The organism is Arthrobacter sp. ASL1 (assembly GCF_056680475.1).
Genome location: NZ_CM155284.1, coordinates 2121501 through 2135841, shown reverse-complemented (window position 1 = coordinate 2135841; position 14341 = coordinate 2121501). Strand labels below are relative to the sequence as shown.

At 68.2% G+C, this 14341-nt stretch carries 15 protein-coding genes; 5 read left to right on the top strand and 10 right to left on the bottom strand.

Going from position 1 to position 14341, the window contains the following annotated elements:
* Positions 1-14: 14 nt before the first annotated feature.
* The 4 genes from AC1MEQ_RS10040 to AC1MEQ_RS10025 form a co-directional block, all read right to left on the bottom strand.
* The gene (locus AC1MEQ_RS10040) at positions 15-2096 is read right to left on the bottom strand and encodes a xanthine dehydrogenase family protein molybdopterin-binding subunit (protein WP_479790341.1); all 2082 of its coding nucleotides are present in this window, start codon (positions 2094-2096) and stop codon (positions 15-17) included.
* Positions 2093-3148, bottom strand: coding sequence for an FAD binding domain-containing protein (locus tag AC1MEQ_RS10035; protein WP_479790339.1), 1056 nt, complete (start codon positions 3146-3148; stop codon positions 2093-2095). Before AC1MEQ_RS10035 ends, AC1MEQ_RS10040 begins: the two co-directional genes overlap by 4 nt.
* Positions 3145-3678 (bottom strand): 2Fe-2S iron-sulfur cluster-binding protein, encoded by a 534-nt coding sequence (locus AC1MEQ_RS10030; protein ID WP_479790337.1) that lies wholly within the window; start codon positions 3676-3678, stop codon positions 3145-3147. Before AC1MEQ_RS10030 ends, AC1MEQ_RS10035 begins: the two co-directional genes overlap by 4 nt.
* A gap of 100 nt (positions 3679-3778) precedes the next feature.
* Complete coding sequence (locus tag AC1MEQ_RS10025) at positions 3779-4903, bottom strand: carboxylate-amine ligase (protein WP_479790336.1); 1125 nt, start codon at positions 4901-4903, stop codon at positions 3779-3781.
* Positions 4904-5021: 118 nt separating this feature from the next.
* Between AC1MEQ_RS10025 and AC1MEQ_RS10020 the strand changes: the two genes are divergently transcribed.
* From AC1MEQ_RS10020 to AC1MEQ_RS10010, 3 genes are read left to right on the top strand one after another with little or no spacing between them, the layout of a single operon-like run.
* Positions 5022-6149 carry an iron-containing redox enzyme family protein gene (locus tag AC1MEQ_RS10020; protein WP_479790334.1) on the top strand — a complete coding sequence of 376 codons (1128 nt, stop codon included), beginning with the start codon at positions 5022-5024 and terminating at the stop codon, positions 6147-6149.
* Complete coding sequence (locus AC1MEQ_RS10015) at positions 6139-6357, top strand: CDGSH iron-sulfur domain-containing protein (protein WP_479790332.1); 219 nt, start codon at positions 6139-6141, stop codon at positions 6355-6357. The genes AC1MEQ_RS10020 and AC1MEQ_RS10015 overlap by 11 nt, the downstream gene beginning before the upstream one ends.
* 48 nt (positions 6358-6405) lie before the next feature.
* Positions 6406-7269 (top strand): alpha/beta fold hydrolase, encoded by an 864-nt coding sequence (locus tag AC1MEQ_RS10010; protein ID WP_479790330.1) that lies wholly within the window; start codon positions 6406-6408, stop codon positions 7267-7269.
* Between the two features lie 73 nt (positions 7270-7342).
* On the opposite strand, the gene purL is transcribed toward AC1MEQ_RS10010, so the two are convergent.
* Genes purL through purS form a run of 3 tightly spaced genes read right to left on the bottom strand, consistent with a single transcriptional unit; the run spans position 7343 to position 10661 of the window.
* Complete coding sequence (purL, locus tag AC1MEQ_RS10005) at positions 7343-9643, bottom strand: phosphoribosylformylglycinamidine synthase subunit PurL (RefSeq protein WP_479790328.1); 2301 nt, start codon at positions 9641-9643, stop codon at positions 7343-7345.
* Positions 9640-10410 carry a phosphoribosylformylglycinamidine synthase subunit PurQ gene (gene purQ / locus AC1MEQ_RS10000; protein ID WP_479790326.1) on the bottom strand — a complete coding sequence of 257 codons (771 nt, stop codon included), beginning with the start codon at positions 10408-10410 and terminating at the stop codon, positions 9640-9642. The genes purL and purQ overlap by 4 nt, the downstream gene beginning before the upstream one ends.
* The gene (gene purS / locus AC1MEQ_RS09995; RefSeq protein ID WP_372698940.1) at positions 10407-10661 is read right to left on the bottom strand and encodes a phosphoribosylformylglycinamidine synthase subunit PurS; all 255 of its coding nucleotides are present in this window, start codon (positions 10659-10661) and stop codon (positions 10407-10409) included. Before purS ends, purQ begins: the two co-directional genes overlap by 4 nt.
* A 181-nt stretch (positions 10662-10842) precedes the next feature.
* On the opposite strand from purS, the gene AC1MEQ_RS09990 reads away from it, so the two are divergent.
* Positions 10843-11043: a hypothetical protein gene (locus tag AC1MEQ_RS09990; protein WP_479790324.1), complete on the top strand. Its 201-nt coding sequence runs from the start codon at positions 10843-10845 to the stop codon at positions 11041-11043.
* Complete coding sequence (locus AC1MEQ_RS09985) at positions 11040-11456, top strand: YchJ family protein (protein WP_479790322.1); 417 nt, start codon at positions 11040-11042, stop codon at positions 11454-11456. Before AC1MEQ_RS09990 ends, AC1MEQ_RS09985 begins: the two co-directional genes overlap by 4 nt.
* A 59-nt stretch (positions 11457-11515) precedes the next feature.
* On the opposite strand, the gene AC1MEQ_RS09980 is transcribed toward AC1MEQ_RS09985, so the two are convergent.
* The 3 genes from AC1MEQ_RS09980 to AC1MEQ_RS09970 all read right to left on the bottom strand — a co-directional run bounded on the left by AC1MEQ_RS09980 (position 11516) and on the right by AC1MEQ_RS09970 (position 14333).
* Positions 11516-12565 (bottom strand): ImmA/IrrE family metallo-endopeptidase, encoded by a 1050-nt coding sequence (locus AC1MEQ_RS09980; RefSeq protein ID WP_479790320.1) that lies wholly within the window; start codon positions 12563-12565, stop codon positions 11516-11518.
* A gap of 44 nt (positions 12566-12609) precedes the next feature.
* Positions 12610-13281 (bottom strand): hypothetical protein, encoded by a 672-nt coding sequence (locus AC1MEQ_RS09975; protein ID WP_479790318.1) that lies wholly within the window; start codon positions 13279-13281, stop codon positions 12610-12612.
* 137 nt (positions 13282-13418) lie between these two features.
* On the bottom strand, positions 13419-14333 hold the full coding sequence (locus AC1MEQ_RS09970; RefSeq protein WP_479790317.1) for an aminoglycoside phosphotransferase family protein: 915 nt from the start codon (positions 14331-14333) through the stop codon (positions 13419-13421).
* Positions 14334-14341: the final 8 nt, after the last annotated feature.

The window sequence follows — 14341 nt, the reverse complement described above, 5'->3', positions numbered from 1 at the left end:
TGGCGTGCCGGGCCTCAGGCCAGGAACTTGTCCGCCGTCAGCGGGAGGTCCCGGACTCGGATCCCGGTGGCGTGGTAGGCGGCATTGGCGATGGCCGCCGCGGCCCCCACGATGCCGATCTCCCCGATGCCGCGGGCGCCGAGCTTTCCGGCGTGCTCGTCGACCTCGTCGAGCCAGACGGCCTCCATGTCGCGGACGTCGGCGTTCGTGGGGATGTGGTACTCCGCGAAGTCGTGGTTGACGATCATCCCGAAGCGGGGGTCCATGACGCTGTTCTCGTGCAGCGCCATGCCCAGGCCCATGGTCATGCCGCCGAGGAACTGGGAGCGTGCGGTCCGCGGGTTGATGATCCGGCCCGCGGAGAAGACCCCGAGCATGCGGGAGGCGCGGATTTCGCCGGTATCGGCGTGGACCTGCACTTCGGCGAACTGGGCACCGAAGGAATGCAGTGCGTACTCCTGGGCCGCCGGGTTCTCCCCGGCCTCGCCCTCGGCCTGCGCTCCGACGGCGGGCTGGTCGCCGTGTTGGTCGCGGAACGCCTGCGCGGCGGCGATGATCGCCGCTCCCCAGCTGGTGGTGCCGGTGGAGCCGCCGGCGACCGTCGCGACGGGGAACTCCGTGTCGCCGATCTGCAGGTCGATGTCGGCCGCGTTGCACTCCAGCGCCTCCGCAGCGATCTGGGTCAGGGCCGTCCAGGCCCCGGTGCCGATGTCCACGGCACCGATCTGGACGGTGTACCGGCCTGCGTCGACGTGGCGGATGCGGGCGGTGTTCCCGGTCTGGCGGCGTGCCGGGTAGGTGGCGCTGGCGACGCCCGTTCCGGTGTACCAGCCATCGAGCAGCCGCGACCCGGGCCGCGGGTCCCGGTCCGCCCACCCGAACCGGCGGGCCCCCTCGCGCAGGCACTCGACGAGGTGCCGGCTGGCGAAGGGCTTGCCCGATTCGGGGTCGATGTCCGGTTCATTGAGCACGCGCAGCTCGATCGGATCGAGCCCGCAGGCTTCCGCGAGTTCGTCCATCGCGACCTCGGGGCCGAACATTCCGGGGCACTCGCCCGGCGCGCGCATCCAGGACGGGACCGGGACATCGAGCTTGGCGACCCGGTGGCTGGTGGCGCGGTGCTCGGCGGCATACATCATGCGAGCGGGGACCGCGGTCTGCTCGGCGAATTCCTTGATCCGCGAGGTCTGCTCGATGACGTCGTGGATGATGCCGGACAACCGGCCGGAGGCGTCGGCACCGAGGCGTACATGCTGGATGGTGGGGGTGCGGTAGCCGGCGAGGAAGAACATCTGCTGGCGGGTCAGGGCGTACTTGACCGGGCGGCCGTCGCTGCGCTGGGCGGCCATGGCCGTCAGGACCACGTGGGCGTGCGGGACACCCTTGGACCCGAACCCACCGCCGACGTTCGGCGCGATGACCCTGATCTTCTCCGGGGCGATCCCGAAAACGGGAGCCAGGGTCCGTCGGACCGGGTGGACGCCCTGGGTGGAGTCGTGCAGCACCAGCTTGTCGCCCACCCATTGGGCCACGGTGGTGTGCGGCTCCATCGGGTTGTTGTGCTCGAAGGGGGTCGTGTAGGTCTGGTCCACGACGACGTCCGCCCCGGCGATGGCCGCCTCCGGGTCGCCCTCGCGGGTGTCGGTGGGGAAGCCGGCGTTGACCTGTTCGGGGGCATAGAGGTCATCCCGGTCCGCACGTAGTTCCGCCTCGTGCGGCTCCTCCGTATACCCGACCTCCACCAGGGCCGCCGCCTCGCGGGCGGCCTCCGGGGTCTCGGCCAGCACCGCGCCGATGAACTGGCCCCGGAAACCGACGGCCGGGGACTGCAGGACCGCCAGTTCGGCGTCGTCGGTGCTCGCCAGGCGAGGGGCATCCAGATGGGTCAGCACGGCGACGACCCCGGGGGACGCCTGCGCCGCGGTGGTGTCCATGGTCTCGATCCGTCCCCGCGAGATGGTTGCCTGCACGGGGTGCAGGTAGAGCGGGTTCTCCACCACGTGCTCGTACGCGTAGGGCGCCAGCCCGCGGACCTTCGCCACGCCAGCGATGCGTTCGAGGTCTTGGCCGGCGGTTCCGGTGTGCTGGGCGGTCATGGCTGCTCCCCGTTCTGGGGTGTGGGGGTCTCGGTGCCGCCGCCGGTGGCGAGTCCAAGCAACACCGCGGTGGCCGTGTTGCGGGCCATGGGGATCTTGAAGGCATTGTCATGCAGCGGCACGGCCTGTGCGAGCTCGGCTTCGAGCGCCTGGCGGATGTTCTCCTCGGTCGCCGGTGCGCCGTGCAGGGCGTCCTCCGCGATGGTGGCCCGCCAGGGTTTGTGCGCCACCCCGCCGAGGGCGAGGCGCACCGTGCCGAAGGTGGGCGGTCCCGCGGAGGTGCCCGCTCCGCCATCGTCCTCGAAATCGACGACGGCGGCGACGGAGACCAGGGCGAAGGCGTAGGAGGCGCGGTCGCGCACCTTGCCGTAGGCCGAGCGGGTGCCGGCCGGCAGGGCGGGGAGCTCGACGGCGGTGATCAGCTCGCCGTGTTCCAGGACGGTGTCGCGGTCGGGCTGGTCGCCGGGGAGCCGGTGGAAGCCGGTGACCGGGATGCTGCGCTCGCCGTCGGTCCCGAGCACGGTGACGCGGGCGTCCAGGGCCGCGAGGGCGACCGACATGTCCGAGGGGTTCACCGCCAGGCAGTTCTCCGATGCGCCGAGGATCGCGTGGTAGCGCGTGTAGCCGCCTAGGGCGGAGCAGCCGCTGCCGGGTTCGCGCTTGTTGCAGGGCGTGGTGGCGTCCTGGAAGTAGACGCAGCGGGTGCGCTGGAGCAGGTTCCCGCCGGTGGTCGCCGCATTGCGCAGCTGGCCGGAGGCGCCGGAGAGCAGCGCCTGGGATAGGACCGGGTAGCGGCTGCGGACCCCGGGGTGGGCGGCGAGGTCGCTGTTGCGCACCATCGCACCGATCCGGAGACCGCCATCGGGCAGGTCCTGGATCCCGTCCAGGGGCAGGTGGGTGATGTCGATGAGCCGGTCGGCGGCTTCGATGCCCAGTTTCAGGTGGTCCACCAGGTTGGTGCCGCCGGCCAGGTAGCGGGTACCGGGTTGGGCGGTGGCCGCGGCGACCGCTGCGTCCTGGTCCGTGGCGCGTTCGAACTCGAAGGGCTTCATGATTCCTGCCCGATCTGGGGTTCGGCTTCCTGGGCCTGGTTGATCGCGGCGACGATGTTCACGTAGGCCCCGCAACGGCACAGGTTGCCGCTCATCCGCTCGCGGATCTCCTCGTCGTCCAGCGGCGCGCCCGTCGGGCCGTCGCCGGTGCTGACGGCGCTGGGGTGTCCCGCGTTGGCCTCCTGCAGCATGCCCACGGCCGAGCAGATCTGCCCGGGCGTGCAGTAGCCGCATTGGAATCCGTCCTGGTCCAGGAACGCGCGCTGCAGGGGATGCAGGTCCGCTTCGTCGGCGAGGCCGGCCGCGGTGGTCAGGGTGGCGCCGTCGTGCGCGACGGCCAGGGCGAGGCAGGCATTGATCCGCCGGCCTTCGACCAGGACGGTACAGGCACCGCATTGGCCGTGGTCGCATCCCTTCTTCGGCGAGGTGTTCCCCAGCCGGTCGCGCAGGGCGTCCAGCAGGGTGGTCCGGGTGTCCACGGTGAGTGTCCGCTCGTGTCCATCGACGTGCAAAGTGATCTCGGCGTCCATACCGATACCTCCGATGTGGGTTCGCTCGAAACCTATCGGAGAGGGCCGGGGCCCGACAACCCTTTGTGCCACCGGCGCGGCAGCGCGGTGGTCGGATCCCCTAGCCGGGTGGGACCGCGCCATCCGCAGCCGGACGGGCTGGACGTCCGGCAGTGAGCTCCGCGGCAGCGAGGCCGGCCACGGCGGCCGGACCCGCCTGCTCGAAGACGCGACGCTGGCGGACGGCACCATTGCCTTCGGCGAGCAGGATCTCCAGGCCGTCGACCACAAAACCGGCATCACCGGAGACGTGCAGATGCGGCAGGGTGACATCCAGGAGGTCCCGCACCACCGATTCGATCGGTTCGGTGGCCCCGCCGGGCAGGGTGACGAGGTCGCCGGTGGAACCGTATTTGGCGGCGTGCCAGATGGCGGCGTCGGCGAGTTCGGGCGCGATGTCGTCCGGGGCGGCGGGCATCTTCAACGCTTCCTCGGCCAGGGCGCGGACCAGGAGCGCGAAGAGCACCGATTCGTCGGCCCGCAATTGGGAGTCGAGCGCCCGGACCTCCACGGTGGGGTAGTGCTCGGACAGGCGTGCGGCCCATCCGATGATGCCGGCGTCGGGCACGGCCGGCAGGGCCAGCAGGCGCTGGAGCCGGGCCTCGTAGTCCGCCGCGTTGGCGAAATGCGGCGGCACCCCCTGGAAGATCCACTTGCGGTAGTGGATGGTCCGCCAGCCGGCGAACCCGGTGTCCCGGCCGCGCCAGAGCGGCGAGTTGGTGCCCAGCGCGGTCAGCACCGGCAGCCAGCGGCGCAGGTAGTTCAGGACCTGGACCCCTGCCTCCCGAGAGGGGATTTCCACATGGACGTGCAGGCCGCACAGGTACTGGTCGGCGGCGAGGGCGGGGAGGAGGTCGCTGAAGACCCGGTACCGCGCCCCCGGACTCATCGACGCCGGCCCGGGACGGATATCCGCAGGGGTGGCCAGGGCCGCAGCGGATAGCCCGAGCGATGCGGCGGCGGCCCCCAGGGCGGACCGGTAACCGGCCAGGGAGGCCAGCGCCTCGGTGCCGGTCTCGCAGATGGGGGTGGCGCTTTCGAACTGGCTCTGCAGCCATTCGGGGGACGTCACGCTCCCACCGCCGGTGACCCGCAGCAGGTCCTCCCGGTCGGCGGTGGCCAACTCCGCTGGATGACCTGTGGCGGGGTCGACGACGAAGAACTCCTCTTCGATACCAAAGCGCATCTGAAACCTCCTCGCGGTGCCGGGTACACCAACGCTAGTTCGGCTTCGCGCTCAACCGTAGGCTTATTGTCACGGCTCCCGATGGGGCCGGGTCCCGGCCGAACGATGGAGGTCCCAGATGTCCGCCCCGACAGTAACCACGGCGGAAGACGCCGCCGACGTCGATCCCCTGACCGCTGCCCGTGCTCCGGGCGCCCGGCAGATGCCCGTTCCGCAACAGCGCGGCCCCGTCAGTGGCCTGCTGTGTGGGCTACTCGCCGGAACGGACCCGGCTGCCTCCCGGCAACGGCTGGTGGAGGCTGCGTCACTGGCGGCCGTGCAGACGCCCGACGTGCTATTCGACGAGGACCTCCAGCTCGCGCTCTTCGTCTTCTACGAGCTGCATTACCGCGGCTTCGACGGGGTGGACGACGCCTGGGAATGGGACCCGGAGCTGCTGCGTGCCCGGGCCGAACTCGAGCGGGTGTTCGAGGATCGCCTGCGCGCGGCCGTCGATCGGGTGGACGCGACGGCGATGACCGCCCAGGAGGTCTCCGACGCACTGTTCGCCATGGCCGAGGGCGGCGATGGCCCGTCAGTCGCCGATTTCGTCCTCCGCCACGCCACCACGGACCAGGTGCGCGAAGTGATGGCCCACAAATCCGTCTACCAGCTCAAGGAAGCGGACCCGCATACGTGGGCCATCCCGCGGCTGGAAGGACGGGCCAAGTCCGCGCTGGTGGAAATCCAAATGGATGAGTACGGCAACGGTCGACCGGGTCGGATGCACTCCGAGCTTTTTGCCCGGACGCTGGCCGGGCTGGGGCTGGACCACCGCTTCGGTGCCCACATCGAGCACGTACCGGCCATCAGCCTGGCGTCGGTGAACCTGATGTCCCTGTTCGGGTTGCATCGTCGGCTGCGCGGTGCGGTGCTGGGACATCTGGCCATTTATGAGATGACCTCGTCGCTGCCCAGTTCCAAGTACTCCCGTGGCCTGCGCCGGCTTGGATTCGGCGACGATGTCGCCGGCTATTTCGACGAACACGTCGAAGCCGACGCCGTGCACGAGCAGATCGCCGGACGCGACATGGCCGGCGGGCTCATCGAAGCAGACCCCGCAACACGGGGGCAGGTCTTCTTCGGTGCCGCAGCCGTGTGCCTGGTGGATGGCCTGTTGGGTGCGTGGCAGCTCGGGGCCTGGGAACAGGGGCGCAGCTCGCTGCGCATCCCCCTGGACACGGAAGGAACCCAACATGGAGTCTGACGGCGCCTCGATTACAGTCTGCCCGCAGGGCCCGCTGCTGGTGCGGGGGGACTTCAGCCTCACGGACGGCACCGGCGCGGAAATCGACAACGACCGGGGAACCGTCGCGCTGTGCCGGTGCGGGCGTTCGGCGATCAAGCCCTTCTGCGATGGGACGCACAAGCTGATCGCGTTCGATAAGCCCAAGAAACAGCCGCAAGAGTCCTAGCCGCCAGCGGCGCACCACCGCAGCACCGCAGGGAAGGGGGACGGGGGGATGTTAGAGGGGTTCGCGGTCGAGGACCTCGCCGTGGGCGAGGCAGTCATCCATGTGCGCCATGCCGGACGCGGCCGGGCGATCTTGTTGCTGCATGGGCACCCGCGGACCGGGGCAACCTGGCACCGGGTCGCCCCGGCCCTGGTGGAGCTGGGGTTCCGCGTCGTGGTGCCCGACCTGCGCGGGTATGGTGCCTCACGCGGGCCAGCCCCGGCCCCGGATCATGCACCGGCGTCGAAACGCGCCATGGGCCGCGACCTGGTGGCCGTGATGGACGCGTTGGGCATCGGCCGATTCTCCGTCGCCGGGCACGACCGGGGCAGCTATGTTGCGTACCGCATGGCCATGGACCACCCGCGCCGGCTGAACCGGCTGGCCCTGTTGGATTGCCTGCCCATCGTGGAGCACCTCGAACGGACCGACGCGGCCTTCGCCACTGCCTGGTGGCATTGGTTCTTCTACGCCCAACCCGACATTCCCGAGCGGATCATCAACGCCGACCCAGACGCCTGGTGCCACGGCGACCCGGATCGGATGGGACGGGAGAACTTCGAGGAGTGGCGGGCCGCGACCCGCAATCCGGAGGTTGTGCGGGCCATGCTGGAGGACTACCGGGCCGGGCTGACGATCGACCGCCGGCACGAGGAGGCCGACCGGGCCGCCGGACGGAAAATCGAGGTCCCGCTGCTGTTGTTGTGGTCGCTGCGCGACGACCTGGAGCAGCTGCACGGGGACCCGCTGGAGATCTGGCGGGGATGGGCTGTGGGCGCCCGCGGCCAGGGCGTCGACTCCGGGCACCACATGGCCGAGGACGCCCCGGAGGCGTTGACCGCGGAGCTGGGCGGCTTCTTCGGGGAATCCTAGCGACGACGACGGCGTCGGAACCCGGGGGTTCCGACGCCGTCCGACCTGCCAGCGGCCGTGGGGCCGGTGGGTGTTAGAAGTACTTCGGCAGGGTGCCCTCGTGGGCCTCGCGCAGTTCGGCGATGCTCGCGGTGAACTGGCCTTGTACCTCGAGCGAATCCGAGGCCGCGTCGACGATGCCCAGGCGGACCACGGGGAAGCCGCGGGCGCTGGTCATGTCGTTGAAGCGGACCTCCTCGGAGCGTGGCACGGCGACGACGGCGCGGGCCTGCGACTCGGAGAACAGGGCGGTGAACACGTCGACGCCGTCACGTTCGCACAGGTCCTCCAGCGCGACCCGGGCGCCGACGCCGTAGCGCAGCGACATCTCCACCAGCCCGGCCGCGAGGCCACCCTCGGAGAGGTCGTGGGCCGAGTCGATCATGCCGTCGCGCGAGGCGTTGACCAGCAGTTCGCCGAGCAGCTTCTCCGCGGCCAGGTCGACCTTCGGCGGCAGCCCGCCCAGGTGGCCCCGCAGGTTGGCGAACTCGGAGCCATCGAGCTCATCCGCCGTCGTACCCAGCAGGTACAGGGCCTGCCCGTCGGCGCTGGAGTGCCAGCCCGAGGGCGTGCGGCGGGCGACGTCGTCGAACTTGCCGAGCACCGCGACCACCGGGGAGGGGTGGATCGGGGTGGTGCCGGTCTGATTGTAGAGAGAGACGTTGCCACCGGTGACGGGGATGCCGAGCTCCATGCAGGCGTCGGAGAGCCCGCGGATGGACTCGGCGAGCTGCCACATCACGTCCGGATCCTCGGGGGAGCCGAAATTCAGGCAGTCGGAGACGGCCATCGGGATGGCGCCGGTGGTGGAGACGTTGCGGAATGCCTCGGTCAGGGCCAGCTGGGCACCGTGGTACGGGTCCAGATAGGTGTAGCGGCCGTTGGCGTCGGTGGCCAGGGCGACGCCGAGGCCGGTCTCCTCGTCGACGCGGATGACACCGGCGTCGTCGGGGGTCGCCAGGGCGGTGTTGCCGCCGACGTAGCGGTCGTACTGGTTGGTGATCCAGGACTTGTCGCACATGTTCGGGGAGGCGACCAGTTCCAGTACGGCGGCCTTGAGCTCCTCGCCGAGCGAGGGCAGGTTGACGCCGGCCGGGGAGGCCTTGAAGGTGTCGGCCTGCAGGGCGTCCTGCCAGTCCGGGCGGGCGTACGGGCGGTCGTAGACCGGCCCGTCGTGGGCGACGGTGCGCGGGTCCACGTCGACGATGACCTCGCCGTCCCAGGTGATGACCAGGCGGCCCGAGTCGGTGACCTCGCCGAGCCAGGAGTACTCCACCGCCCACTTGTCCATGACGGCCTCGAACGCCTCGGCGTTCTCGGGGGAGACGACGGCCATCATGCGTTCCTGCGACTCGGACATCAGGATCTCGCCCGGGGTCAGGGTCGGATCGCGCAGCAGCACGCTCGTCAGCTCCACCTGCATGCCGCCGTCGCCGTTGGACGCCAGCTCGCTCGTCGCGCAGGAGATGCCGGCGGCGCCGAGGTCCTGGATACCCTCGACCAGCGAACCCTTGAACAGCTCCAGGCAGCACTCGATGAGCACCTTCTCGGCGAACGGGTCGCCGACCTGGACTGCGGGGCGCTTGGAGGGCTTGGTGGCGTCGAACGACTCGGAGGCCAGCACGGAGGCCCCGCCGATGCCGTCGCCGCCGGTGCGGGCACCGAAGAGGACCACCTTGTTGCCCTTCCCGGAGGCGCTGGCCAGGCGGATGTCCTCGTGGCGCATGACGCCCACGGCCAGTGCGTTGACCAGCGGGTTGCCCTGGTAGACGGAGTCGAAAACCATTTCGCCGCCGATGTTCGGCAGGCCCAGCGAGTTGCCGTAGGCGCCGATGCCGGCGACCGCGCCGTGCATGACGCGTGCGGTGTCCGGGTGGTCGATGGCACCGAAGCGCAGCGGGTCCATCACCGCGACCGGGCGGGCGCCCATGGAGATGATGTCCCGTACGATCCCGCCGATTCCGGTGGCCGCACCCTGGAAGGGCTCGACGAACGACGGCGAGTTGTGCGATTCGATCTTGAAGGTCACGGCCCAGCCGTCGCCGAGGTTGGTGACGCCGGCGTTCTCGCCGATGCCCACCAGCATGTCCTTCTTCATCTCCTCGGTGACCTTCTCGCCGAACTGGCGCAGGTGGTTCTTGGAGGACTTGTAGGAGCAGTGCTCGGACCACATGACCGAGTACATGGCGATTTCGGCGGCGGTCGGGCGGCGCCCGAGGACCTTCACGACGTCGTCGTACTCGTTCTGCTTCAGGCCCAGCTCGGCCCAGGGCAGCTCGGTGTCCGGGGTGGCTGCGGCGTTGTCGACGGTGTCGATGTTGAACTGCTGGCTCATTTGGTGCCTCCCACGAGGGTGCTCAGGACGGAGGCGAAGAAGCCCAGGCCGTCGGTTCCGGTGTGGGTGCCGGCGTCGGTGGTCGGGCCGTAGCCGGCCTCGACCGCGTGTTCGGGGTGGGGCATGAGCCCGACGACGTTGCCCGCCGCGTTGGTGATGCCGGCGATGTCGCGGCGCGAGCCGTTGGGGTTCCAGCCGACGTAGCGCAGGGCCACCTGGCCCTCGGCCTCGAGGGCGTCGAGGGTCTTCTCGTCGGCGACGTACTGGCCGTCCTGGTTCTTCAGCACGACGGTGATTTCCTGGCCGATCCCGTACTGGTTGGTCCAGGCGGTCTCGTTGTTCTCCACGCGCAGCACCTGGTCGCGGCAGATGAACTTCAGGTGGTCGTTCTTGATCATCGAGCCGGGCAGCAGGTGGGCCTCGGTGAGGATCTGGAAGCCGTTGCAGATGCCCAGCACGGGGAGCCTGGCGTCGGAGTTCGCGGCGTCGACGATGCGGGACATCATCGGGGCGAACCGGGCTATGGCGCCGGCGCGCAGGTAGTCGCCGTAGGAGAACCCGCCGGGGATGACCACGGCGTCGACGTCGCCCAGCGAGTCGTCGGCGTGCCACAGGGCCACCGGCTCGGCGCCGGCCAGGCGGACCGCGCGGGCTGCGTCGCGGTCGTCCAGGGTGCCGGGGAAGGAGACGACGCCGATGCGGGCGCCACTGAGTGCGGTGTCCGGCGTGCTGTAGTCGCCGATCAGGGGAATCTCGTTACTGCTCATGCCTCGGCGACGACCTCGACGTTGACGACGTCCTCGATCACCGGGTTGGACAGCAGGGTCTCGGCGGCGGTGCGGGCCTGGGCCAGGATCTCCTCGGTCACCTCGCCGTCGACGGTCAGTTCGAAGCGCTTGCCCTGGCGGACGCCGGAGAAGGCGTCGAAGCCCAAGCGGGGCAATGCGCCGACGATGGCCTTGCCCTGGGGGTCGAGGATTTCTGGCTTGGGCATGACATCAACAACGATGCGGGGCATCCGGGGGTCTCCTGTGCGCGAGGGGGATGGGAACGCCTGCGGAGGTGCCGTCTCACGCCGGGATGGAGGCGCTCCGCGAGCTTGCCCTGCCAGTCTACCGGGTTTGCCCGCCGTGCCGCCCCGGCGTGACGCACCCCACCGGGCCCTGTCCCGGGCAGCTGCGCACGCCTACGCTGGGTCCATGGCACAGCAGAAGCAAACCCCCGGAACAGGGGCCGCCTCGAAGTCGGTCCTGCCCTTCGTCCTCGGCCTCGGCATGGCGTTCGGGATGGTCAGGATGGTGCTGCGCAAGCGCGCGGACGACCGCGCCGCAACCCTCGTGGCCGAGCCCGCAGCCGAGCCCGCCGTCCACCACCGGCACCACCGGACCGGCGGCGAATGAGCGCCGGATCCATTCCGGAGTACGACGGCGGTGCAAGCTGCCCCTGTCTCTCCGGTGAGGTCTTCGGGGACTGCTGTGGGAAGGTCCACGCCGACCGCGCCGCAGGAGGTCCCGGTGCTGTGACGGCACAGGCCCACATGCGCTCGCGCTACAGCGCCTTCGTCGTCGGGGACGTCGACTACCTGCTGGACAGCTGGCACCCCTCGACCCGACCGGAATCGCTCGAGCTCGACCCCGACATGGTCTGGCGGCGGCTGGACATCGTGGACACCGTCGATGGCGGCCCGTTCGACGACACCGGGATCGTCGAGTTCGCCGCCCACTACCGCCAGGGTCGCGAACGCGGCGTCCAGCGCGAGCGCAGCAGCTTCGTTCGGGAGGGCGGGCGCTGGTACTACGTCGACGCGCTGTAGGCGTTAGCCGTGCGCTAGGCGGCCCGACGCTGAACGGGTGACCGGCCAGCGGGTCGGTTTCAGCTCACAACTGATAGGTGCGCCGTACCGCGACGACGCGCTCTTTGAGGACCGGAATCCGAACCTACTGGCGCTATGGCTTGTCCAAATGTCAGCCCGTGCAGTTCTTCGGCAGTTATGCCGAGCAGCTTGGCGATGTCTTCGGTTTCCCAGCCATGCTTCTCGCGAAATGCCGGGAGCACGACTCCGAAGACGCGCGAGAACTCCCGTTGCATGCCTCCGGGCTCGTCATGGCGGTAGTCGCGTTTGGTCAGTTCCACACACGTTTGGCGGTAGGCCCACTCCGACATGAGGCTCGCGTCATGAAGCGCATAGGCCAGTGCCATGGCGGAGACCCCCAGCCGTTCCTTCATCGTGAGAAGAGCGTCGACGGATGGTTCACGGCCCACTTTCGATCGGAGCATGATCCGCGGAAGCAGCAACGCCGAAGCGAAGGTGTCGGCCTCCTTTTCGGCATCCCGTTCTCCTGCTGCGGATGCGTTGAGGCCTCCGTGAAGCACGAGATGCCCGATCTCGTGTGCGAGGTCGAACCGCGAGCGTTCGGCGGTTTTCATGGTCGAGAGAAACACGTATGGATGACCGCCTTCCCACAGGCTAAAGGCGTCAACTTCAACCGTGCCGCGCGGCAGACTCAGAACCCTGATCCCGTGAGACTCTGCGAGGTGAATGAGATTCGGGAGCTGATCGACCCCCAGACTCCATTCCGCCCGTAACTGTTGGGCAGCCTCCGCTGGTGACATGGCCCGGAATTCCGGCACGGTCAGGGGAGGCAACCTGAAGTGTTCTGTGATGACGTCATAGAGCTCGACGCCCGTGTGCCCCGCGGATGTTGCGGCATGTTTCTGTGCTGCGCTTGTACGACGTCGCGCACGGAAGAAGACCCGCTCCTCTTCCAATAATGCGGTGGCAGGCAGGTGCAAGTATGCGGGTGTGCAGCCCATGGCGCGAGCGAGACTCTGATCCGCCCGATCCGGGGCGCCATGAGCTTCGTAGTTTGCGACGGTGCGCGGAGTCGCAGCCAGACGCGAAGCCAGTTCTGTCTTGCTCAAACCGGCGCGCAATCTTGCCAAGGTGATCCGACTCGGTTCTAACGTCAAGAGATTTCTTCAATCCGGAAGTCGACTTCGCCCGAGGGGCCACCTGGACGTAGTGGAAATTCGAAGTCATCCAACTTTTGCTCGGGAAGGAGGATGCGGGTCCGCCATTCGGTAATGATGCCAGCTGGATTGGGCCTGGTGGGAAGGGAGAGTTCTGACCTCAGGATCGGCTCATTCTCTGACCAGTGATAGAGAAGTATCCAGACGAACGGCTCCTGTTGGTGCCAATCCATCGGCAGCTTGAGCTCGATGTCAAAGGCCAATTGGTCGTTGCTACGAACTGCCGCGTGTGTTGCCGGACCGCGTCGTCGGGCCGTTCTAGGTATCAGTTCATGTGATCTGCCGGTGGCGTCGTCGCCGCCAGCAACCATGATCGAAGTTCTCCCGTCCGGGGAGGTGATGCGGGGAGAATTCTGCGGGTTGGAGCCAGTCCAACCGCGGTCATCCAGCTCATTGCGCAACCGGGCGACGGATTCGGACCATTGAGTCCAACCTCGTGCAGTCACGGGATGGAAATTTGTTATGTTCTGTGCGCCCGAGACCCCAGAGCGTACCGAGTCCATCAAAGTCTCCGCATCAACGCCCAGAAATGACAAAGCAGGGGCGCTGTCAAATGTAGAAAAGTAGGATCGATTCTCGAAGAATTCCGGAACACTAGCCTCACTCATAGTTCTCATACTAGTGCACAAAACCGGAAAAGTAGGATGTGGTCGACTCTGCTATGTCCACGCGGCATTCGTAGGCGGGGGACGCGGTGCGCAATATCTCGCGTGGCGGCCAGCGACAGATTCTGAGGTGATGGCGGTTAGCCCCGGCGCTCGGCGAGCCATCCTTCGGTAGCTAACAGGGACCTACGCTGTCTCCGCGTTAAGTCGGCGGAAGCCATGACGCGCTTGGTCGTGGTTTGGTGCCAGTAGCTTGCGAGAGTGGCAAGGAACGCATCGACGGCATTGGGGTCCGGTGTGAAGTTTCGCGTGGCAGCTTCGAACAACGGTTGTAGGGCTGGGGCGTCCACCTTGGATTCGAGGAGCATGCAGACAACGTCGACCCAGTCGGGCCCGGCGCTTGCCCTGCCCCAATCGACAACTCGTACTTCGTCAGGCGTGGACAGGAGGAGGTTGTCGTGCCGAAGGTCAAAGTGGACCAAGTGGGCCTCCTTGACCAGTTCAGGAAAGGCATGTTCTGCCGCTGCTAGTCGCGCAAGGTGGCCCCGTTCCCAGTAAGTCAACTCTTGGCTCATCAAGGGTGCGCTTCCACCGGCATGAAGCCGCGACCAAATAGTCGCACGGCCGTGCATCCGATCGACGACGGTCGGTACTTCCGGCACGGGCGCGAGGTCAAGGAGCCCGTGCATCTTCGCGACATGGTTCAAAGCAATCGCTAGGGGCCCTGAGGTCCACGGTTCATCAGGAGAACTGCCGTCGATGAACTCCGTCAATGTCACATGCCAACCATCCCGTTCCGTAGTCCCCACGAGAGTCGGTGCACCAATTTGAGGAATCAACGTCCGCAGGACCATCGCTTCGATGCGGTCGTCTTCCACGGCCCCGGCGGTCACCGGCGTCGCTTTGAGAAACGCGCTCTCGTCATGGCCGTCAATGCGGCCGCGGATCCCGATTCCGTAGCCGCCTCCGACGGACTTGATACTCGATTGAACCCCGGGGATGAAGCGTCCAATCCAGTCCCAGATGGAAGGTGTCAATTCGGCCGGTGCCCACATGCTCGAGA

Bases quoted from the DNA above. Each gene is read 5' to 3' on its own strand.
- AC1MEQ_RS10040 (WP_479790341.1), bottom strand. From the start codon at position 2,096: ATGACCGCCCAGCACACCGGAACCGCCGGCCAAGACCTCGAACGCATC.
- AC1MEQ_RS09975 (WP_479790318.1), bottom strand. From the start codon at position 13,281: ATGAGTGAGGCTAGTGTTCCGGAATTCTTCGAGAATCGATCCTACTTT.
- AC1MEQ_RS09990 (WP_479790324.1), top strand. From the start codon at position 10,843: ATGGCACAGCAGAAGCAAACCCCCGGAACAGGGGCCGCCTCGAAGTCG.
- purL (WP_479790328.1), bottom strand. From the start codon at position 9,643: ATGAGCCAGCAGTTCAACATCGACACCGTCGACAACGCCGCAGCCACC.
- AC1MEQ_RS09985 (WP_479790322.1), top strand. From the start codon at position 11,040: ATGAGCGCCGGATCCATTCCGGAGTACGACGGCGGTGCAAGCTGCCCC.
- purQ (WP_479790326.1), bottom strand. From the start codon at position 10,410: ATGAGCAGTAACGAGATTCCCCTGATCGGCGACTACAGCACGCCGGAC.
- AC1MEQ_RS10035 (WP_479790339.1), bottom strand. From the start codon at position 3,148: ATGAAGCCCTTCGAGTTCGAACGCGCCACGGACCAGGACGCAGCGGTC.
- AC1MEQ_RS10010 (WP_479790330.1), top strand. From the start codon at position 6,406: ATGTTAGAGGGGTTCGCGGTCGAGGACCTCGCCGTGGGCGAGGCAGTC.
- AC1MEQ_RS10015 (WP_479790332.1), top strand. From the start codon at position 6,139: ATGGAGTCTGACGGCGCCTCGATTACAGTCTGCCCGCAGGGCCCGCTG.
- AC1MEQ_RS10025 (WP_479790336.1), bottom strand. From the start codon at position 4,903: ATGCGCTTTGGTATCGAAGAGGAGTTCTTCGTCGTCGACCCCGCCACA.
- AC1MEQ_RS10030 (WP_479790337.1), bottom strand. From the start codon at position 3,678: ATGGACGCCGAGATCACTTTGCACGTCGATGGACACGAGCGGACACTC.
- AC1MEQ_RS09970 (WP_479790317.1), bottom strand. From the start codon at position 14,333: ATGTGGGCACCGGCCGAATTGACACCTTCCATCTGGGACTGGATTGGA.
- purS (WP_372698940.1), bottom strand. From the start codon at position 10,661: ATGCCCCGCATCGTTGTTGATGTCATGCCCAAGCCAGAAATCCTCGAC.
- AC1MEQ_RS10020 (WP_479790334.1), top strand. From the start codon at position 5,022: ATGTCCGCCCCGACAGTAACCACGGCGGAAGACGCCGCCGACGTCGAT.